This window comes from Bacillus sp. LJBS06 (assembly GCF_016924995.1).
In the GTDB taxonomy this organism is placed as follows: Bacteria; Bacillota; Bacilli; order Bacillales; family Bacillaceae; genus Bacillus; species Bacillus stercoris.
In genome coordinates this window covers 1,277,864-1,297,054 of the sequence record NZ_CP070483.1, presented here as the reverse complement: position 1 = coordinate 1,297,054, position 19,191 = coordinate 1,277,864, and the positions used below count along the sequence as shown (strand labels likewise).

General features: G+C 43.1%; 27 protein-coding genes, 1 tRNA gene and 1 riboswitch. Of the genes, 11 read left to right on the top strand and 17 right to left on the bottom strand.

Going from position 1 to position 19,191, the window contains the following annotated elements; all coding sequences use genetic code 11:
• Nucleotides 1-131 precede the first annotated feature (131 nt).
• The 9 genes from JQX68_RS06580 to JQX68_RS06540 form a co-directional block, all read right to left on the bottom strand.
• Entirely contained in the window at nucleotides 132-929 is a 798-nt protein-coding gene (locus JQX68_RS06580) for a PD-(D/E)XK nuclease-like domain-containing protein (protein WP_289507956.1), read from the bottom strand.
• Nucleotides 889-1,806, bottom strand: a complete 918-nt coding sequence (locus JQX68_RS06575; RefSeq protein WP_124072787.1) for a hypothetical protein — start codon at nucleotides 1,804-1,806, stop codon at nucleotides 889-891. Before JQX68_RS06575 ends, JQX68_RS06580 begins: the two co-directional genes overlap by 41 nt.
• The gene (locus JQX68_RS06570; RefSeq protein WP_114523722.1) at nucleotides 1,803-1,994 is read right to left on the bottom strand and encodes a hypothetical protein; all 192 of its coding nucleotides are present in this window, start codon (nucleotides 1,992-1,994) and stop codon (nucleotides 1,803-1,805) included. Before JQX68_RS06570 ends, JQX68_RS06575 begins: the two co-directional genes overlap by 4 nt.
• Before the next feature lie 100 nt (nucleotides 1,995-2,094).
• Entirely contained in the window at nucleotides 2,095-2,289 is a 195-nt protein-coding gene (locus tag JQX68_RS06565) for a YqaI family protein (RefSeq protein ID WP_124072786.1), read from the bottom strand.
• Nucleotides 2,290-2,418: 129 nt separating this feature from the next.
• Nucleotides 2,419-2,676 carry a YqaH family protein gene (locus JQX68_RS06560; protein WP_072565177.1) on the bottom strand — a complete coding sequence of 86 codons (258 nt, stop codon included), beginning with the start codon at nucleotides 2,674-2,676 and terminating at the stop codon, nucleotides 2,419-2,421.
• Nucleotides 2,673-3,242 carry a helix-turn-helix domain-containing protein gene (locus tag JQX68_RS06555; RefSeq protein WP_205440565.1) on the bottom strand — a complete coding sequence of 190 codons (570 nt, stop codon included), beginning with the start codon at nucleotides 3,240-3,242 and terminating at the stop codon, nucleotides 2,673-2,675. The genes JQX68_RS06560 and JQX68_RS06555 overlap by 4 nt, the downstream gene beginning before the upstream one ends.
• A 151-nt stretch (nucleotides 3,243-3,393) precedes the next feature.
• Entirely contained in the window at nucleotides 3,394-4,161 is a 768-nt protein-coding gene (locus tag JQX68_RS06550) for a phage antirepressor KilAC domain-containing protein (RefSeq protein ID WP_205440564.1), read from the bottom strand.
• A 64-nt stretch (nucleotides 4,162-4,225) separates the two neighbouring features.
• Entirely contained in the window at nucleotides 4,226-4,417 is a 192-nt protein-coding gene (locus JQX68_RS06545; RefSeq protein ID WP_010329848.1) for a helix-turn-helix domain-containing protein, read from the bottom strand.
• 12 nt (nucleotides 4,418-4,429) lie between these two features.
• Nucleotides 4,430-4,666, bottom strand: coding sequence for a helix-turn-helix transcriptional regulator (locus JQX68_RS06540; RefSeq protein ID WP_115997063.1), 237 nt, complete (start codon nucleotides 4,664-4,666; stop codon nucleotides 4,430-4,432).
• Nucleotides 4,667-4,794: 128 nt separating this feature from the next.
• On the opposite strand from JQX68_RS06540, the gene JQX68_RS06535 reads away from it, so the two are divergent.
• The 5 genes from JQX68_RS06535 to JQX68_RS06515 all read left to right on the top strand — a co-directional run bounded on the left by JQX68_RS06535 (nucleotide 4,795) and on the right by JQX68_RS06515 (nucleotide 8,174).
• Nucleotides 4,795-5,181 carry a helix-turn-helix transcriptional regulator gene (locus JQX68_RS06535; RefSeq protein ID WP_214287658.1) on the top strand — a complete coding sequence of 129 codons (387 nt, stop codon included), beginning with the start codon at nucleotides 4,795-4,797 and terminating at the stop codon, nucleotides 5,179-5,181.
• A gap of 330 nt (nucleotides 5,182-5,511) precedes the next feature.
• Nucleotides 5,512-6,033, top strand: coding sequence for a hypothetical protein (locus JQX68_RS06530; RefSeq protein ID WP_205440563.1), 522 nt, complete (start codon nucleotides 5,512-5,514; stop codon nucleotides 6,031-6,033).
• A 12-nt stretch (nucleotides 6,034-6,045) separates the two neighbouring features.
• Nucleotides 6,046-6,393 (top strand): DUF4064 domain-containing protein, encoded by a 348-nt coding sequence (locus JQX68_RS06525; protein WP_072565182.1) that lies wholly within the window; start codon nucleotides 6,046-6,048, stop codon nucleotides 6,391-6,393.
• A 72-nt stretch (nucleotides 6,394-6,465) separates the two neighbouring features.
• Complete coding sequence (locus JQX68_RS06520; protein ID WP_167568722.1) at nucleotides 6,466-6,960, top strand: ImmA/IrrE family metallo-endopeptidase; 495 nt, start codon at nucleotides 6,466-6,468, stop codon at nucleotides 6,958-6,960.
• 2 nt (nucleotides 6,961-6,962) lie between these two features.
• The gene (locus JQX68_RS06515) at nucleotides 6,963-8,174 is read left to right on the top strand and encodes a tyrosine-type recombinase/integrase (RefSeq protein WP_069703694.1); all 1,212 of its coding nucleotides are present in this window, start codon (nucleotides 6,963-6,965) and stop codon (nucleotides 8,172-8,174) included.
• 114 nt (nucleotides 8,175-8,288) lie between these two features.
• On the opposite strand, the gene JQX68_RS06510 is transcribed toward JQX68_RS06515, so the two are convergent.
• Nucleotides 8,289-8,361 (bottom strand) — tRNA-Val (locus tag JQX68_RS06510).
• A gap of 173 nt (nucleotides 8,362-8,534) precedes the next feature.
• Here JQX68_RS06510 and JQX68_RS06505 point away from each other — a divergent pair.
• Both JQX68_RS06505 and JQX68_RS06500 read left to right on the top strand, forming a co-directional pair.
• A complete protein-coding gene (locus tag JQX68_RS06505; RefSeq protein WP_205440562.1) occupies nucleotides 8,535-9,722 on the top strand; it encodes a DUF819 family protein in 1,188 nt (395 codons plus the stop codon).
• Between the two features lie 68 nt (nucleotides 9,723-9,790).
• Entirely contained in the window at nucleotides 9,791-10,336 is a 546-nt protein-coding gene (locus JQX68_RS06500; protein WP_205440561.1) for a GNAT family N-acetyltransferase, read from the top strand.
• Between the two features lie 226 nt (nucleotides 10,337-10,562).
• Here JQX68_RS06500 and metC read toward each other — a convergent pair whose 3' ends face one another.
• On the bottom strand, nucleotides 10,563-11,735 hold the full coding sequence (gene metC / locus JQX68_RS06495) for a cystathionine beta-lyase (RefSeq protein ID WP_014663568.1): 1,173 nt from the start codon (nucleotides 11,733-11,735) through the stop codon (nucleotides 10,563-10,565).
• Nucleotides 11,728-12,849, bottom strand: coding sequence for a cystathionine gamma-synthase/O-acetylhomoserine thiolyase (metI, locus tag JQX68_RS06490; protein ID WP_147772422.1), 1,122 nt, complete (start codon nucleotides 12,847-12,849; stop codon nucleotides 11,728-11,730). Before metI ends, metC begins: the two co-directional genes overlap by 8 nt.
• Nucleotides 12,850-12,916: 67 nt before the next feature.
• A riboswitch (SAM riboswitch) is annotated at nucleotides 12,917-13,037 on the bottom strand.
• Nucleotides 13,038-13,204: 167 nt separating this feature from the next.
• On the opposite strand from metI, the gene JQX68_RS06485 reads away from it, so the two are divergent.
• The 3 genes from JQX68_RS06485 to JQX68_RS06475 are packed head-to-tail and all read left to right on the top strand — an operon-like array spanning nucleotide 13,205 to nucleotide 14,905.
• Nucleotides 13,205-13,927: an esterase family protein gene (locus JQX68_RS06485; protein ID WP_014663565.1), complete on the top strand. Its 723-nt coding sequence runs from the start codon at nucleotides 13,205-13,207 to the stop codon at nucleotides 13,925-13,927.
• Nucleotides 13,928-13,963: 36 nt separating this feature from the next.
• Entirely contained in the window at nucleotides 13,964-14,479 is a 516-nt protein-coding gene (locus JQX68_RS06480) for a YjcG family protein (RefSeq protein WP_014663564.1), read from the top strand.
• Between the two features lie 3 nt (nucleotides 14,480-14,482).
• On the top strand, nucleotides 14,483-14,905 hold the full coding sequence (locus tag JQX68_RS06475; RefSeq protein ID WP_147771764.1) for a GNAT family N-acetyltransferase: 423 nt from the start codon (nucleotides 14,483-14,485) through the stop codon (nucleotides 14,903-14,905).
• 71 nt (nucleotides 14,906-14,976) lie between these two features.
• Here JQX68_RS06475 and JQX68_RS06470 read toward each other — a convergent pair whose 3' ends face one another.
• A complete protein-coding gene (locus tag JQX68_RS06470; protein WP_040083429.1) occupies nucleotides 14,977-15,231 on the bottom strand; it encodes a hypothetical protein in 255 nt (84 codons plus the stop codon).
• A gap of 116 nt (nucleotides 15,232-15,347) precedes the next feature.
• Between JQX68_RS06470 and JQX68_RS06465 the strand changes: the two genes are divergently transcribed.
• Complete coding sequence (locus JQX68_RS06465; protein WP_147771763.1) at nucleotides 15,348-17,627, top strand: ATP-dependent helicase; 2,280 nt, start codon at nucleotides 15,348-15,350, stop codon at nucleotides 17,625-17,627.
• Between the two features lie 73 nt (nucleotides 17,628-17,700).
• On the opposite strand, the gene spoVIF is transcribed toward JQX68_RS06465, so the two are convergent.
• The 4 genes from spoVIF to yjcA form a co-directional block, all read right to left on the bottom strand.
• Entirely contained in the window at nucleotides 17,701-17,955 is a 255-nt protein-coding gene (gene spoVIF, locus JQX68_RS06460; protein ID WP_014479471.1) for a sporulation-specific transcription regulator SpoVIF, read from the bottom strand.
• Nucleotides 17,956-18,087: 132 nt separating this feature from the next.
• The gene (locus tag JQX68_RS06455) at nucleotides 18,088-18,237 is read right to left on the bottom strand and encodes a YjcZ family sporulation protein (RefSeq protein WP_095432606.1); all 150 of its coding nucleotides are present in this window, start codon (nucleotides 18,235-18,237) and stop codon (nucleotides 18,088-18,090) included.
• Between the two features lie 81 nt (nucleotides 18,238-18,318).
• On the bottom strand, nucleotides 18,319-18,525 hold the full coding sequence (locus JQX68_RS06450; protein WP_103748907.1) for a hypothetical protein: 207 nt from the start codon (nucleotides 18,523-18,525) through the stop codon (nucleotides 18,319-18,321).
• A gap of 280 nt (nucleotides 18,526-18,805) precedes the next feature.
• The gene (yjcA, locus tag JQX68_RS06445; protein ID WP_014476457.1) at nucleotides 18,806-19,162 is read right to left on the bottom strand and encodes a sporulation protein YjcA; all 357 of its coding nucleotides are present in this window, start codon (nucleotides 19,160-19,162) and stop codon (nucleotides 18,806-18,808) included.
• Between the last annotated feature and the right edge of the window lie 29 nt (nucleotides 19,163-19,191).

Below are 19,191 nucleotides of genomic sequence, written 5' to 3'. Positions count from 1 at the left end.
AGTAGGCTCATTTCTCTTGAGATAGTCAGTAACATATCGGGCGTACAAGTCTTTTCGCATATCTCGTCGGACCGTCTTCACAAGCCAGACATAACAATGAGGGATAGGGACTTTGATCACTGCCCTTTCCATTAACTAACCAGCTCCGAAAAATGTATGATGCTGTTGAGTTGATTAGTGGCACGGCAATACTTGCATTTTTCACACCGTAAGGGCTTCTCCCCGCCGTATTTAACCTGAATAATGCGCTCCATTCTCTTTTCAATTTCTTCGAGCTCCACTTCCATTCGGCCCTCGTCTATATTGATAACCGCTTTGTCCGGTGGGTCTTCTTTAGACACTCCAACGATCAGAGGTTCAAGCCATTCGTTACGCCCAGTCATCCGTTTTTCAATTTCTGCGTAAAGCGCCATCTGAGCGATGTATCCGTATGCCTCAACAAAAGAGCAATATCCTATTTCCGGGTCCCAAACCTTTTCACGTAATGACCTTGCTGTTTTTAGATCGGAGAAACGGCCGCCAGCTGGGTTGTATACGTCCAGCTTTCCTTTCCACGGAACACCGAACAATTCAGCAGTTACGATGACTTCCTTTTCTCCTTGAAGAACAAACATACAGAGATCATCATGTTGAATTGCCTCAATCATCAAATCAGCTAACTGATACTGCTTGTACAGTTGGCCTTTCTGAGTAAATAGTGAAGGTGTGTTCTTCTTAAATTCATCAAAAGCCTGTTCACCTTCAAGCCAGGCATGAACGTATTGACCGAAGAGAAGGGCCTCCGATGTTGGGGGCGTCCATTCTCCGTTAATCTTTGCCATCGTTGCTGCCTCACATTGAAGAAAGCTTTTATATTGAGAGTTCGACATGTAGTATCTATCAATCTCGTTAGAATAATAGTTCTCCTTGTTTAGCGCCGGTATCCGCATTAGCAGGATCACCCGCCTTTTCTTTGCTATCAGCAGGCTTGTCGGCTTGCTCTTTTTGCTTTTTGAACTCTTCCTCAGCCTTTGATTTTGTTGCACCTGTAGCCTTGGCATTGAAGTAATCTTCCTTCTTTGCCATACCGTCACGAAGCGCTGTATAAATGCGGCCTATTTTGAGAAAGTCTTGCTCTGTGAATGCATCTAAATTGCTACCAATGTACTCCTGAATCATTTCCTTAGTAACACCAAACTCTTTTTTAAAGAGAGACAGCGCGCTTCTGAGACGATCTTCCAAAGGCTCTTTATATCCACTAATCAAAGTTTTTTGACACATATCAACCGCAGCATCAACAATGTCACCAGGTATGACACCGAGAATACAAGCCCGGACACGTCGAGCTCCTTGATTGGCAACCATTTCGTAAATATCACGTGGATCATCTAGTTTTGTGATTTTCCCCTTTGCCTTTCTTTCATGTTTCACAGTGAAAATTTTGGTTTGTCTTGTGTTTGTTTCAAGGTCCCAAGCGTAGGCCATGACAGAGGATTCTCCGGCTTTCTGCTCAAGCTCCATGATTCCGTAATCAATGTTGCCCCAATTCTGTGCCAGTGCTTCAGCCAACCTAATTGAAGGTCCTGACACTTTACTTCCGCCGCGTGGGTATTCATAGACAGCATTTTCAGCTAACAATCGTCTTTCACAAGCTTTTCTGATGCGTTCGAACGCCGCATAAACGTCACGCGGGAATTTCTTTGCAATAACCATAGCCGCCTGTACTTCTTGCGCCTGCCGGCTTACCATTGCTTCTGTAGTCACGCTGGATGCCTGCTGAGAGGCCGGCATGTAATCTGAGTAATCTACCTGTGATAATCCATTCATTGTGCTTCTGCCACCTTTCTTTTGTACGCTTCTGTTCCAAGCCGCTGCCATTCCCGATAGTGATCCATTGAAGGGAAACTAAACTGAGCTTTACCGTTTTTGGCGAATACAATTGAACCGCCGACCTGTCTTAAACGTTGCTGATCCTCCGCACGCTCGCTGAATGCCACTTTTATTGATTTAGCCATGTATAAAACCTCCATTGATTTTTATGAGGCGTTTTGGTATAATTAAGTAAATATTTCAGTCTAAACGCCTTACCGAGTCCACTTTGCCGAGTGGGCTTTTTTATTGCTCATTTTTAAATTTGAAGCCAAGCTGCTCCCTGAGATAACGATCAAGGTTCTCTCTCAAGATCACCGCACCGCAATCAATTACATAATCATCGACTGGGGTAACTTCATCCCCGAAAAAATCCTTTGGTGTTTCTGGCTCAGTCAGCTTATCGTGCCAGTTGTTTAGAATCATTGGATTTTCGATCATTCATATTCTCCTTTCTGTAATTCGCTGTGCGTTCATCCCAAATCAAGTGCAGTTCGCTATGATTTCGGATTCTTTCACACCATGCTCTGACCTCCAACGCTGTTGCAGGTTTGTGGACAAAGTGAACCATCATCCCAAACACCTACTTATCACTGCCAAGTTGATGCCGCGCTGTTGCATTTTCATAGCTGTTTCATACAACCGCCCTTTATTCGCCAGTCGGCTGATATCCTCTGTAAGAACTTTGATGCTTCCCGCGAGACTAATTGCCTCTTCATAATCACCATCACGTAATGCTTCTGAAAGCATGATAGAGAGCTCTTCCGCTGATTCGATTTTTCTTTTAGCTGAATCTACATCTGTCTTTAAAAATTGATTGGTTTTCATACTAATACCGCCTTCCTTTCCTCTTGTTTTGACATAGCAACCTGATCCATTAATGCTTTACGTGTCCACCTGTCAGCCAGCTCTTGCATATTCAGTCCGTGATTCCGAACTAATGAGTAGATCAGTGTTTTATTTGCTGGTATCAGATCAAAGATCTGCTTGATATCTCCCATCGGTAAATCATTTGAACGGCCCGGTCGATCACTTGCCAACCATCGTGCCAACTGCTTAGTAGCCTGCAATGCTTCTTCAAGCTGATGAATCATATTTATTACCGCAGCACTTGCGCTTTCATTTAATGCAGGATCAATCGGTGCAACCGCTGTCGGATGCAACTTAAACAGGTAATGTACGAGATCAATGTGTTCATAGGCTTCGCAGGCTTCAAACCACTTAATGCACAACTCAGGTGTTAGTCTGCTAAAACCGTTTTCAACATCTGAGACATAACGCTGATCTTTTCCTCCGATTAAAATTCCGATTTGATATTGTGCTAGACCTGCCGCCTTTCGGGCTCTGCGCATAATCTGCGGTAAATTCCGCAAATTGTATGGGTTGTTCTCCATATGTTTGCCTCCTGATATATAAGTTATTTACTGGTAAAATTTAATTAATGAAGGGATGGTGGTTGTCCCTTTGCCATAAATGACTATTTCAATCTCCCCAAAATTGTGGAGATTAGTACCTCACTCCTCAAAGTTGTGGAGTGAAGCGCGATTAAGCCGATTGAGACGACATGAATTTATTTACAAAATAAATCTGACCTTTACCGGTTACCTTTGGTGTGCGTGTGGTCCTAATAGAACCGTCAAGATTGCTTACAGTTCTTTTCTTGATTTCAAACAGGCCCATATCCATACTGCGTTGAGTTGGAAGATTAAATGACTCACCTTTTTTGCGAATCAGATACCCATTGTCACGCAACCATTGAAATAATTTGTTTGGCCCGATATCTACACCGTTTTGCTGGATGATTTTCGCTAATTCACCAACAAGCACAGAGGACTCGGACGATTCAACCGCCTCAGCGAAAATCACTTTCGGTTTCATGGTTTCAATTTGCTTGCTTTGCTCTTTCATAGTGTGAAGAGTAGTTTTGAAAAGCAGCTTTGTATTTTCATCAGCTTGCGGCAAATATGTTTGGATGAATAAATCGTCATTTGCTACGTAACCGCCCGTTTTTCTGATAGTCGGGATAACATCAATTGCTAACCAGTCTTGGAATTGCTCAGCAACTTGATTAGATGCTTTAAAAGCTAGCTTGTACACCAGTGGTTCAGGGATGAAATCACCTTTCCCCACTTCTGGGGAAGACTGTGGTAAATACTCATTCACACGTTCCCAACGGATATATTGTTTGTTGTTCTTTTCTTGTACGATCCCTAATGATCTTGCAACTCTTTCAGCATCAAAAAGGATTTGGTCATTTTCAATCTTGGCAGCAACTTCGAATAAATCATTCTTGAACGTTTGTAATTGATTCATTCATGAACCTCCTTAATAGAGTTGTCATTCACTAAACGGAAATTTTCGTTCAGTAGGTCCTTTGCTATTGCGCTTGTTTCATATTTGCTTGTTCCTGTGCTTCAATCCACGCATCTATGTTGTGCTTAGTGAAGAAAATACGTGTGCGCACTCGGAAGTGAGGAATTTCTTTTTCACGAACCATTGTGTAAATCGTGTCATGATGAACACCGAGGTATTCAGCAGCTTCCTGCACGGTCATTGTGTTGCGAGTCATTTTCTATGCCTCCTATGCTGTGATCTTCTTACCCTGCATTTCGTGGTGTTGATTATCAAAAAAAATTTGTTGAACAGTTTTTTGATAATAATCAGCCAATTTAATTTTTATTTCATCCCGTGGAATACGCTGCCCAGTTTCATACATTTGCAAAGCACTTACGCTTATTTTAACTGCTTCAGCTACCTCGCTACGGGACTTTTCGGCTCTTAAACTAAGAAGCCTTTGACCAATAAGCTTTTTGTCCAATCAATTCACCTCCTACACGATTTGTGGTGTTCTTGATTATTATATTAAACCACGCGATTTGTGGTGTCAACACTTTTCGTGGTGTTTTTATAAAAAACACGTTTCGTGTGGTATTATCAATACAGGTGATGACTGTGAGATTTAATGAGACTCTAAAAAAATTGAGGCGAGAAAAAAACCTCTCCCAAAAGGAATTAGGAAATAAATTGGGTTTAGCCGAGAGTACGATTGGGATGTATGAACAAGGCAAAAGACAACCTGATTACGAAACGCTTCTAAAAATTGCTGATTTTTTTGAGGTTACTTTGGACTTCCTTTTAGGCAATCCAAGAGGTGGTTCAAGCGTCAAAGAAACAGGGGCCTCTTACAACATCAGCGATCCAGACTTGCAAATAGCTTTTAAAGATGCATCTGACTTTTCAGAGGAAGCACGTAGGCAAGCTATTGATTTTATCGAGTACCTGAAAGAGAAGGAAAAAGCAAAAGGACGTAAAAGTGCAAAAGATGAAGATTAACCTAAATGATACAAATAATGATATAACGGGTTCATTATTCTTTATTTATTATTATTGTTTTGTTTAGTTTAATTAATGCTGAACACTTCACCTCAAAATTTGAGGTAAACTATTCAGTTGAAACCATTTCAACCTCAAAATTTGAGGTGATCTTTGAGGTTATATTCTCTTTCAACCGCAAATTTTGAGGTGATCCGCTAAGTGAATTCACCATCTTACCCCCGTTAATTTTATGAATCCATTAACATTTTTGGCAAAATCCTCTTGAATTTTTGACAGTTTTAGCCGATTATTAATAGGTATTCTAATTTATGAACTGGGGGAATTAGGTTGAAAAAGTGGTTCGTTTTATTCATGTCTTTCGGACTGGCACTTGCGCTAGCAGCATGTAGCTCTACGGATGATGTCTCTACTGGTAGCAGTGATTCAAAAGACAAAAAAACTGAAGAGACTAAAGATGACGGTTCTAAAAAAGTCGATGCGAGTAAGCAATCTGCTGAAGTTCTCGGAATGAAAGTTAACCTAGGCGACGTAAAGATCATGAAAGACAAAATAAACGTTGGACTAAACATTGAAAATACTACCGACAAGGTCCTAACTTTCTATCCTGACCAAGGAAATGCAGTTATTGGCAGCATGCAGTTATCTGCAAACATGTTCTTAACAGATGGAGAAGTTGGCGGAGAAGTTCAAGGTGGCGTTAAACAAGAAGGAGTTCTTGAATTCACAGCTCCTGAAGGAAAAGAGATTGACGTTGATAGCGTTAAAGAAATCAAATTGAACTTTGGTGAAGTTATAACTGAAGACTTTATGCATAACAAAGCAGTATCAATCACAGTACCAGTTAAGTAAGGAGATTTTGAAATGAAAAGAACAACTGAATTTGTTTTAGGTCTAATCGGGAGTATTTTTGGTTTTTTCGGAGCAATAATCGCTTTATTTGTAGGTGGAATTGATGCCTCTATTAATTCGACTGGAACAAGTGAAATTATTGGATTAGGTTGGGGCGCCGTGTTCCTATCAATTCTTGGTATTGTTGCCTCTATCCTTGTCAAAAGCAAACCTAAACTAGGTGGAGTTTTACTTATTATTTCTGGTGTTGGCGGATTAATCTGCATATTCTTGTTCTACTTACTGCCTGCTGTACTTCTTATTATCCCTGGTATCATGGGACTCGTTAGAAAAGACAAATCTCAGACAACAGCAGCGTAACGAAGAGCCCTTCAAAGGGCTTTTCTTTCACACTAAAAACAGAACATACATTCCCATACGTCGGTGTTTATTATGACAATCCAGTTATCGCATCTTGAAGAAGAAGTAAAAAAGATTTATACAAAATTAAATATGCTTACGCCTGAAAATATAGATCTTGAACGCATTGCCGCTGCTTTTAAGATATGGATTCATTATGAGAAAGCTAATAGCAGCATGTTTTGTATCAATGGGCTTTATAGCATGGTTTTGGATATTCGAGCTTCCCCACAAGAGCAATGGCAAGACTTCGTTCACGAACTCGCCCACGTGCTGAAACATGCCGGAAATCAATTTAATATGAACAGAATGTTTAGAGAGCTTCAAGAATATCAAGCCAATAGTTTCATGTATCACTTTTGTGTACCGACATTTATGCTCGAAAAGATTTCGTTGCCGCGCATGCAATCGGAGGCTATAAAGTTAATTGGGGATACCTTTAACGTCACATACCCTTTTGCAGCTAAACGGCTTGAAATGTACAAAAGAAAACTGTTTTCAGAGAAACTTTATTTAGTGAGGTGTTAATCATGGGTCATTGGATGGCTAGAGGTCAAAAATCATTTTTATTAGTTGTTGAGAACGGTTATGATTCAAAAGGCAAACGCAATAGGAAGACTAAAACAATCAAAATTGAAGATCCAAAAATTCTAAACAGCGTTAGAAAGCGAGAAAAATATTTATCACAGCAACTCCTAATGTTCGAAATGGAAGTGACGTCTGGTGAATATATATCGCCCGAAAAAACAACCTTCGAGTCTTTTGCAAACGAATATAAAGAACGAATTTTATATAAGAAATTTGCCCACAGAACATCTGAAATGCATGAGAGTCATATTAAAAACTATATTCTTCCAGCGATCGGTCACAGGAGATTAGATCAGATCAAAACAATGCATATTGTTGACTTTATGGATTCACTTGAAAAAGACGGAATTCGAAAAGACGGAAAACCAGGAGGTTTATCAAGTTCAACCAGATACGACATATTCAAAGTTCTAAAGGCAATGTTCAAAGTTGCTGTTAAGCAATGGAAACTAATCAAAGTAGATCCAACCGAAGATTTAGATCCCCCTTCTGTTGAAACCAAAGAAATGCAATTTTATGATTCAGAAGCAGCTAAAGAATGCATTGAAGCTCTTTATCAGATTGATATAATGTGGAGATTGTACTTTTTGGGTGCAATGATTGGCGGTCTAAGAAGAGCAGAAGGATTAGCCTTTGAATGGCATTTAGATGTTGATTGGGATGCAGGAGGTTTTTATGTAAATCGTTCAATTCCAAAAACAATTGATGGAAAACCACTTATCAAAGATCCTAAATCAAAAAAGTCCAAGCGCTTTGTAAAGATGCCTGATTGGTACATGGATGAGCTTGAGAAATACTATAGAATGTGGAAAAAAGAGAAACTAAGATTAGGTGATGCTTGGGAAGGTGGAGAACATCAATACATTTTCCATAGTGGGAAAGGTAAGCCCTATTATTACACAACCCCCACTGCAAAATGGTCCAAGTTCACTAAAAAGTATGGACTGAAAAAAATACGACTTCATGAGTTGCGTCATACAATGGTTACTTTATTAATCGAAGCTGGTGCAAATTATAGAGCGATTCAAGAACGAGTTGGACACGCCAGCTATCGAACTACATTCGATAGATATGGCCATGTAACAAAAAAATTAGCTGATGAGACAGCTGAACTATTCAACAATTTTGACCCTAAAAAGAGATACGGTCAATGAATTTCGAAGCCAAAAAATCAAGTTCGCCAACAGTTTGCCAACAGCTCGCGAATTTGATAAACCGGCTTTATTAAAGTAAAGTAAAAAACCCTTGCTATGCAAGGGTTTAAGCTATGATTCCGACTGGGCTCGAACCAGCGACCTCTACCCTGTCAAGGTAGCGCTCTCCCAGCTGAGCTACGGAATCATGATATGTATGTGTTGCTGGGTATGTTGTTGTCTTTCTGACAAGTTCTATTATATAACCTTCCCTTTTATTCGTCAACTGCTTTTTTAGAAAAACTTTTTTTCGGACTTGCTGTTCTGTTCCCCGGCTATTATAATATGTCTAAATTTTCTAATAACAGGGGTGATGGGGTTTTGCATTCTTTGATTTCTTCCGATGATGTTTGGGTATTGTGGGGGTTTATTGCGGTGTGGGCGGCAGTGAGCATCGGGCTGGAGCAGCGCTTTAAGTGGGCGTCCGCTGTGTCGGGCGCTATTATCGCGCTTGCAGGTGCTATGGTGTTTACAAATGTAGGACTGCTTCCTGTTGAGTCACCTGTATATGATACCGTATGGTCTTATGTAGTGCCGTTGGCGATCCCTCTTTTGCTGTTTCAGATCAATGTGCGGCAGATTTTCAAGGAAAGCAGGCGTTTGCTGTTTATTTTTCTGATTAGCTCTGTCGGCACTGTGCTTGGGAGCATTCTAGCTTTTTTTCTTCTCAAACAGCATATTCCTTATCTCGATAAAATCAGCGGTATGATCAGCGCCTCTTATATTGGCGGCGGGGTCAACTTTGCGGCGATGGCGGCAAAATTTGAGACGCCTGGTGAATATGTGTCAGCTACCGTTGTGGCTGATAATTTTATGATGGCGCTTTTGTTTTTTATTTTAATCAGCATTCCTGCACTCAAATGGTTTCAGCGGCATTATGCCATGCCGTTTGAGGATAAAGTGAAAGCCGATGGAAGCAGCAAAAACAGTGCTGAAAGCTATTGGAAACGGAAGGGTATCTCCTTAAAGGATATTGCTTATAATGCCGGCGCTGCTTTTGCGCTTGTTGCGGTTAGTGTGAAGGTTTCCGGCTATTGTAAAAGCGTTTTTTCTCATCCTCTTTTGACCGGAACGCTTGGCGATCAGTATCTAATGCTTACGTCTTTAACTGTTCTTATCATTTTTCTTTTCCCGCGTTTTTTTGAAAGGCTCAATGGATCTCAAGAGCTTGGAACCTTTTTGATTTATTTGTTTTTTGTGGTGATTGGCATTCCTGCAGATCTGCGCTTAATCGTTACCAATGCGCCTCTTATTCTATTATTTGTGTTTATCATTGCGATCAGCAATTTAGCGGTTTCCTTAGCTGTCGGAAAATTGTTCCGCGTTCGGCTTGAAGAAATTCTGCTCGCCGTCAACGCTGCTGTCGGGGGACCGACGACTGCGGCTGCGATGGCAATTGCCAAGGGATGGCGGGAGCTTGTCGCTCCGATCATGCTTGTCGGTACGCTCGGCTACTTAATCGGCAACTATGTTGGCACTTTTATGGGAAATTGGTTTTCTTCCTTATAAAAAGGATATTTGCATTTCCCTGAGAATAATGTAAGAGGAATCTGACATGAGAACGGAGAGGTCACTGTATGCTAAAAGGAAAAACCATTTATGTTAGACCTTTAGAAGTAACGGATGCCGAAGAAAATCTGCGGCTGCAAAGTGAAAATCGAGATTTCTTCGAACAGTTTTCTATGATACGCGCAGACGATTATTATACGGTTGAGGGGCAAAGAAAACGAATAACCGAGTATCAGCAAAGACTTGAGAAAGATGAAGAATATCATTTTGGCATATTTACAATGTCAAACGAAAGATTAATCGGAACGGTTTCACTCTTTCAGATCCTCCGCGGATCGCTGCAAACTGCGTTCATCGGGTATTTTTTAGACAAAGCCCATAATGGAAAGGGAATTATGACAGAGGCAGTCAGATTGGTTGTTGATTATGCGTTCCGCGAATTGAGACTTCATCGAATTGAAGCCGGTGTGATGCCCCGTAATCTCGGGTCCATGCGTGTTTTAGAAAAAGCGGGATTTCATAAAGAAGGCATCGCCCGAAAAAACGCAAAAATTAATGGCGTTTGGGAGGATCATCAAGTCCTCGCGATTTTGACTCCTGATGATGAACAATAAAAGAAGCCGGGCCATCCCCGGCTTCTCAGCGTGTCGACAAACCCTCGCATTCGTTGTCAGTCCTGCGCGTTAGTGCTCACGAATTATATCATTCGCTCCGCTCCAATGCTCGTCCTTCCTAGACTTCAAAGGTTTTCAATCACGCTGAAAAGATGACAAAATCCTAAAACAGAAACTGTTTTAGGACTTTGTCTACAATCTGAGAAGCCGAGCCACCGGCTTCTTTTTAACGAACCGCCACTGGTGCAATTTCTTTCAGCGCTTGTTCGAAATCGTGCTCTAAATCGTCTGCATGTTCGACTCCCACACTAAGACGGAGCAGGCCATCAGTAATGCCGCGTTTTTCACGCTCTTCCTTAGGCATTGCCGCGTGAGACATCGTTGCCGGATAAGACAAAATCGATTCCACTGCGCCAAGGCTGACAGCGAAGACCGGAAGTGACACATTCTCGACTAATTTCTTAACGGCCTCTTTGCTTTCAAGCTCAAAAGATAGCACTGCGCCCGCTCCCTTCGACTGGCTTTTATGGGTTTCAGCGCCGGGATGATCAGACAACCCCGGATAATACACGCGCTTGACCGCCGGATGCTTCTGGAAAAATTCCGCAAGCCGCTGGGCTGTTTGGCTCGCTTTCTCTAAACGAACCTGTAATGTTTTTAATCCGCGCAGGACAAGCCAGCAATCCTGAACGCCAAGGACGGCGCCGAACGCGTTTTGCAGCTTATATAGCTGCTTCCCAAGCTCTTCATCCTTGACAGCAGCCAAACCTGAGAGCACATCGCTGTGTCCGCTTAAAAACTTGGTTGCGCTGTGAAGTACAATATCCACGCCGAGATCAAGCGGACGCTGCAGTGCCGGCGTCATAAATGTATTGTCTAGAAAGGTCAGGCAGCCGTTTTCTTTTGCAAGCTGAACAACTGCTTTAATATCCGTAATCCCAAGTGTCGGATTTGATGGTGTTTCCATATAAATGACCTTTGTGTTCGGCTTGATATTCCGCGCCACTTCATTACGATCCGTCATGTCGACAAACGTATGCTCAATGCCAAACCGAGTCAGCACCTCTGTCACCATACGGAAGGTTCCGCCGTATACATCTTCTGTCACAAGAACGTGATCACCCTGTGACAGCAGTAAAAACGCTGTTGAGATGGCAGCCATGCCTGAACTGAAAGCAAATCCCCTTGTTCCGCCTTCCAGTGCGGCAATTGTTTCTTCAAGAGCTGTTCTTGTCGGCGTGCCAGAGCGGCTGTAATCAAATGCGCCGAATTCTTCAAATGAAGATTGATGAAAGGTCGAGGCGTGCTGAATCGGCACACTGACCGCCCCGGTTGCGCCGTCTGTTTTAAATGGATTGTGCACGAGCTGGGTTTCCAGCGTCCAATTGTGATTACTCAAATGAAACAGCTCCCTCTTTGACCTGAGATAATGCCTGTTTTAGGTCCTCTTTTAAATCTTCCGCATGTTCAATTCCGACAGAAAAGCGCAGCAACCGATTGCAGACCCCGTTTGCGATACGGATCTCTTCAGGAATATCCATGTGCGTCTGGGTCGCAGGGTATGTAATGAAGCTTTCCACCCCGCCGAGGCTTTCTGCAAAACAAATGGTCTTCAGCGCTTTTAAAAATGGGTTGATCCACTCTTCTTTTTGCAGACGGAAGGACAGCATGCCGCCTTTTCCGGGATACAGTACATCTGAAATTTCTTCCTGCTCCTCCAAAAACGCCGCAAGCTCCTGCGCGTTTGCCTGATGCTGGCGCATTCTTAGGCTCAGCGTCTTCATTCCTCTCATCAAAAGCCACGAATCAAATGGCGGCAGAACGGCGCCGATCGCATTTTGATGCTGAAACATTTCCTCTCCGAGCTGCTCATCCTTTACCACGACAAGTCCCGCAAGCAGATCGTTATGCCCGCCTAAATACTTTGTTGCGCTGTGAATGACAATGTCTGCCCCCAGCTCAAGCGGACGCTGCAAGACCGGTGTATAAAATGTATTATCTACGATCAGCAGAAGACCGTGCTCCTTTGTAATCCGGGCAATACGTTCAATGTCCGCCTCCTGCATGAGCGGATTTGTCGGCGTTTCCACAAACACCGCTTTTGTATTCGGCGTCAGCTTAGAGCGTAAACAGTCCTCATCGCTAAAATCATCATAATGAAAGGTCAATCCATATTTTTTCCATTCATTTTCAAACAGACGGTACGTGCCGCCATATAAGTCCGATGAAACGATCAGTTCATCTCCGCTTTTAAACAGCGCCATAATCGTTTGGATGGCAGCCATTCCTGAACTGAAGGCAAGCCCTCTCGCTCCGTTTTCTAAGCTGGCGATCGCGTCCTCGACAAGCTGGCGTGTCGGATTTTTTGTGCGGACATAATCAAATCCGGTTGATTCTCCGATCCCTCTGTGGCGGTATGCTGTTGATAAATAAATAGGAGCACTCACTGTCCCCGTGACTTCGTCGCTTCGGTTCCCAATTTGGGCTAATTTCGTTTCAACGTGCTGTGACATATAGCTGACACCTTCCCTTTTCAAAATAAAAACCCCTTCTTCATAAGAAGAAGGGGTTTAACGCTTCTTCTTATCTTCCAAGCATAAAAAACGCTTGCTGGATTTAGCACCTTGGCGCTTTGCACATGCAAAACAAGCCGGTTGCTGAGGTTTCTAAGGGCCAGTCCCTCCACCTCTCACGATAAGAAATATCGATTTCAATTTTCTGATTGTTTTATATTAGCGCAATTCACAGTATATTTCAATACTTTTTTCTTCGTGTGCCGAACCGTTTAAAGAGAGAAATTTCTAATAATTCATGGTACAATAATTGAAAATGCAAGAAAGTATAGTGATGTCCTGGAGGAATGTTTTTATGGCACCGAAAAACGGCACAGTGCAAGAAAAGAAATTCTTTTCAAAAGAGCTTAACGAGGAAATGACCTTACTTGTTTATTTGCCGTCCAACTACTCCCCGCTTTATAAATACCATGTCATTATCGCGCAGGACGGCCACGATTATTTCAGGCTGGGGAGAATCGGCAGACAGGTCGAGGAATTGCTGTCGAAACACGAAATAGACCGGAGCATTATTATCGGTGTTCCTTATAAAGATGTAAAAGAGCGCAGAAACACCTACCATCCGGAGGGTTCAAAATTTTCGGCGTATAAACGGTTCATCGCCCATGAGCTCGTTCCTTTTGCAGATGATGAGTATCCAACCTATCAGGTCGGTTACGGCCGAACGCTGATCGGTGATTCGCTCGGAGCAACCGTGTCACTTATGACAGCGCTTGATTATCCGAATATGTTTGGCAACATCATCATGCAGTCTCCCTATGTTGACAAACACGTACTAGAAGCCGTGAAACAGTCTGACGATATCAAACACCTCTCTATTTATCACCAAATCGGAACAAAAGAAACTGACGTCCACACGACAGACGGGAACATTCTGGACTTTACAGAACCGAATCAGGAGCTGAAACAGCTGCTGGAGAAGAAGCTTTCCGATTATGATTTTGAGCCATTTGACGGAGACCACAAATGGACATACTGGCAGCCACTCATCACCCCGGCGCTGAAAAAAATGCTTTAACACTCTATCATACTTTATTTCCAGGAGGGACAAAATATGAAATACGGAATCGTTTTATTTCCATCAAAAAAGCTCCAAGACCTTGCAAACTCTTACAGAAAGCGCTATGACCCAAGCTACTCTCTGATCCCGCCACATTTGACGCTGAGAGCATCGTTTGAATGTGCGGAGGAGAAAGCGGATCAGCTCGTATCGCATTTGAGAAACATCGCAAAAGAGTCCCACCCAGTCGTTCTCAAATTGACAAAATACAGCTCATTTGCGCCTGTCAATAATGTCATTTATATTAAAGCAGAGCCGACGGAAGAGTTAAAAACACTCAATGAAAAGCTTTACACCGGTGTGTTGGCCGGCGAACAGGAATATAATTTCGTTCCGCATGTGACGGTCGGCCAAAATCTTTCCGACGATGAGCATTCAGATGTGCTGGGACAATTAAAAATGCAGGAAGTGTCGCATGAAGAAATTGTTGACCGTTTCCACTTGCTTTACCAGCTGGAAAACGGATCGTGGACAGTTTACGAAACCTTCTTGTTAGGCAGAGGAGAATAATGTTTGGAAGCAGTGATCGCAAAAAATGAAGAACAAATGAAAGATGCTTTTTATGTAAGAGAAGAAGTTTTTGTCAAAGAACAAAACGTGCCTGCTGAAGAAGAAATTGACGAACTTGAAAATGAGTCGGAGCATATCGTCGTGTATGACGGCGAAAAGCCTGTCGGCGCCGGAAGATGGCGTTTGAAGGACGGCTACGGCAAGTTAGAGCGCATTTGCGTATTGAAAAGCCACCGCTCAGCCGGTGTCGGCGGCATCATTATGAAGGCGCTCGAAAAAGCCGCTTCAGACGGCGGCGCTTCCGGTTTCATTTTAAACGCGCAAACACAGGCCGTGCCGTTTTATAAGAAACACGGGTATCGCGTGCTTTCCGAGAAAGAATTCCTTGATGCCGGCATTCCCCACTTACAAATGATGAAAGACTAAACAGCATCCGGGTCTATTAAGATCCGGATTTTTCCGCATATAAAAAACCGTTCTCTCGTATGAACGGTTTTTTATACATATCGATTAATATATGTGCCCATTCCTTTTTCTCGCAATCTCTTATAAAGAGAGCGCTTACGTTTTGCCTCGTTTACTTTTCTTTCAGCAGCCGTTTGATTCTCCTGCTGCTTTTCAAGTTCTTTGTATACCCGCTGAAACGGGACATAGCTGATTTTTTCGGTTCCGGCATAATCCTGCTTATGTCCAATCGTTCTATTAGCATATTGAGCGTATTGCTGGTTCTGAATGTGACCTGCATATATCATACGATACCCACCCCTCTGCTGTCTCTTTTCCCTTAAACTTACTTTTTGAAACACATTTCTTTTGATATGATAGTCATTGTCTGTAATGAACACCTTTTGATTGGGAGGACCCCTTTTTGAAATGCGCCCGACTGAATGATCGAATTATACATTTACATACATATTCGAGAGAACATTATCAATTCCTCTTTGAAGAAGGAATAAAAGGACATTTATTTTGTTCTCATTGCGAAAAGCCCGTTTTGTTACGGCTTAACATCGCCGATCCGCCAGAGTTTATCCATCGCCAGCCAGGCGATTTCCCGGCATGTGAGGAGGCGTGTGCTCCGAAGCCCGCCAAAGAGGAAAAAAAAGAAGATGATCAGGAATCTGGTGTCATTCGTTTGCCCAAGGGAAAAGCGATCGCCGCTGACTCGTCCCCAGCTGTCACGGAATGGCACCGTCCAAGAAGCATTAAACCAGGAACACCATTTGTTTCAAAAACAATAGAACCGGATACGAGCCTTTTTCCGTCTGTCGGTTTAAACACAGATCAGCTGAAAGCTGTCACGGAAACAGAAGGCCCGCTGCTTGTGCTTGCAGGTGCGGGGAGCGGAAAAACACGGGTGCTGACAGCCCGTGCCGCCCACATGATCGAACATTTGGGCATACCGCCGGAAAACATGCTGCTTGTCACCTTTACAACAAAAGCTGTCGCTGAAATGAAAGAGCGTATGGCGAACCAGTACGGATTACAGCCGGCAAAAGTCAGAAGACTTGTCACAGGAACATTCCACAGTCTGTTTTATAAAATCTTATATCACTATGATTCTGCTAAATGGAACGGTGAGCATCTGCTGAAAATGGAGTGGCAGCGAGAACAATATATCAAAAAAGCACTCTATGAGGAGGGCATCGATGAGAAAGAGTTCCCAGTTGACCAAGCTCTGCAGCAGATCGGTTTTTGGAAAAACACTTATGTCCCAAATGAACGCATCCCTCTAAAAGATGAGTGGGAAAAACAAGTTTATCGTTTATATGAACATTATGAACGCCAGAAAAAAGAACATAGCCAATTTGATTTTGATGACATGGCTTCAGCCTGCTATGAATTGTTTATCGAGCGTCCTGACCTTCTGGAACAATATCAAGCTCGGTTTACGTATATCTTAATCGATGAGTTTCAGGACATTAATCCGGTTCAATACAAAATCATGCAAATGCTCGCCAGCCCAGAGCAAAACCTGTGCTGTGTCGGAGACGATGACCAGTCCATCTACGCGTTTCGCGGCAGCAATCCATCTTTCATTCTTGATTTCCAAAAGGACTATCCCGGAGCGAAGACGATTTATTTAACTGCGAACTACAGGTCTACACACCCGATCGTCTCTAGTGCTGACATCGTCGTGAAAAAGAACAAAAACAGGTATGCCAAAACGCTTGAAGCCGCTCGTGATGACATTCAGGTCCCTGTGCTTTTTTATCCTTATGACGAAGAGGAAGAAGCCACAATGGTCGTTTCCGATATCAAAGAAAAAATTCAAAACGGCGCCAGTCCAGAGGACTTTGCGGTTCTTTACCGCACAAACAGCGGAGGCCGTGCTATATATGAAAGGCTTCATCAATCGTCAATTCCGTATACAGCTGACCGCGGCGTCCAATCGTTTTATAGCAGACGGATCGTCCGTCAGATTCTCGCCTACTTGTATGCAAGCCAAAATGAGGATGACACTGAAGCGATTAAGCACTTGCTTCCCGCCTTGTTTTTAAAGCAGTCCGCTGTGAATACGCTGAAGGCGCTCTCGATTACCGAAGATTGCTCGATGATTCAAGCGCTGGCCAAACTGCCTGATCTGAAGCCGTTTCAGCTTGACAAAATCAAGAAAATCGTACCGTTTTTCGCAAGCCTGCGCACGATGAAGCCTGTAGAAGCCATCACCTTTGCAGAAGGAAAAATGGGCTTCTCCGAGTATCTAAAAAAACGGGGCAATGAGGGCAACAAGCTAGAAAAAGGCTCCGATGACCTGCGTGATATCAAGGTCGTCGCCAAGAAGTTCAAAACGATTCCTGACTTTCTTGCCCACGTGGATCATATGAGGGCCGCTGAGAAAAACAGAACGGATGAACATGGCGTTCAGCTGATGACCATTCACCGGTCAAAAGGCCTTGAATTCAAAACAGTCTACGTGTTAGGCACTGTAGACGGCTCAATTCCGCACGATTTCTCATTAGAAACGGCAAGAAAAGGAGACGAGGCCGCTCTTGAGGAGGAAAGACGCCTTTTATATGTAGCGATGACCCGGGCGAAACAGCATTTATATTTGTCTTGCCCCGCAAACAGGCGCGGCAAAACAGCCAACCGCTCAAGATTTTTGTATCCCCTGCTACAAAAAGCAAGACAGCCCTTGCATCATTAACAGCCCGGCAGATTACTGCCGGGTTTTTACCGTAAAAAAAGGCCTGCTGCAGTGAATCAGCCAGGCCATCTGCTTATTTATTATCCATCATTTTAGAAATCGTGCCAAAATCAAGCTTTTCTTTTCCGCTTGTAATAGATTCCACGATTTTATCTTCTAATTCTTTTGGCACGCGTCTGTTTGCCAGCTGCGCTACGCGGTTAATGACACTGCGCACTGTATTTTCATCTTTAAAATTAGCGTTTTGGAGTGATCCGGCAAGATTCATTACATCCTGCATCTTCACACCTGTTTTCTTTTCGATATTCTTAAAAAATTGATTATCCATAATGCGCCTCCTTTTGGCGGAGTAATACGGTATTGTATGAATGCACATAATACAATGTGCTTTTCCAACATTTTTAAAAATAAACACAAGGCAAGGAAGTACGGGTTATAACCCGTACTTCCTCAATACATCTTAAAAGAAAGATGCACCTACGATGATGAGGAGAATGAATAATACGACCAACAAAACAAATGTTGAACCATAGCCGCCGCCGTAACCGCCGGCATAGCCACCGTAGCCGCCGCAGCAGCCACCACCACCGAATCCGTATCCAAAGCCCATAGATAAGCACCTCCTTTACTCTCTATACACTATGTGAGCTGCTTGGATTGGCTTGGATATTCGCATAGGGCGTTTGCGGATTTACGATTGATCATATTGAGCTTGATGTTTTTTAAGTAAGGCCTCTGTTTTTTCAGCCAACGCTTCAATCTCATCTTCAAATTCCAGACCTGCTTTATCAAATGCATCCAAGTCTTTTCTGATGCTGCCCATCGTGTCTTCATGCTCTTTTTGCTTTTGTTCGTGCGGTTCATACCTTCCTTCTATCCATTTTTCAAACTCATTCACTTTGATCCCCCCGCTTATGATATATGCCGGTTGCGGCCGCCCTGTTAAAAAACAAAAAACCGGAGTTCTCCGGTTTCTTTGCCAGGCTATTGAGGCTTTTTCTTTTTATTTCCGCACCCGCAGCCCTTCTTTTTTATCTTTTTTGATTGATACGACGAATCTGTATATGGAGATTTTTGGGAAGGTTTATTATATTGATTCATTTTTGCTCCCTTCCTTTCCTTATGTCATATATGCTACTTTATGCGTATCCTGACGGAAAGTTGCTGGTGGGAATGCCTCATTCCTGCAGCCATTTTGATACAAGCGTTTCTATGATGCCGGCAAGGCCCGCGATCGCCAAAAGTAAAATCAGCCACTGCGCTGCTTGCGGGATCAACGCCTGGCATAAAATCAAAAAGCCGGCGCACCATACGCCTGTGCACCAATAGCAGCTCAGCAATTCACCTATAAACGCCCTGACACCAGTTCCCTTAATCACGATATAAGTTTCAATGTTCCCGTCCGCATCCTTTTCCTCCTTCTCTTCATGAAACAGACTGCGAAGCGGCGCCATAATCGTGTCAAACACCAGCAGGCGGGCGAGCCGAAAGACCGCAAGCGATAGAAGTACAATTGTCAGCCCATTAATAACCACTCGTTCACTCCTTTGCCAATCATGATCCC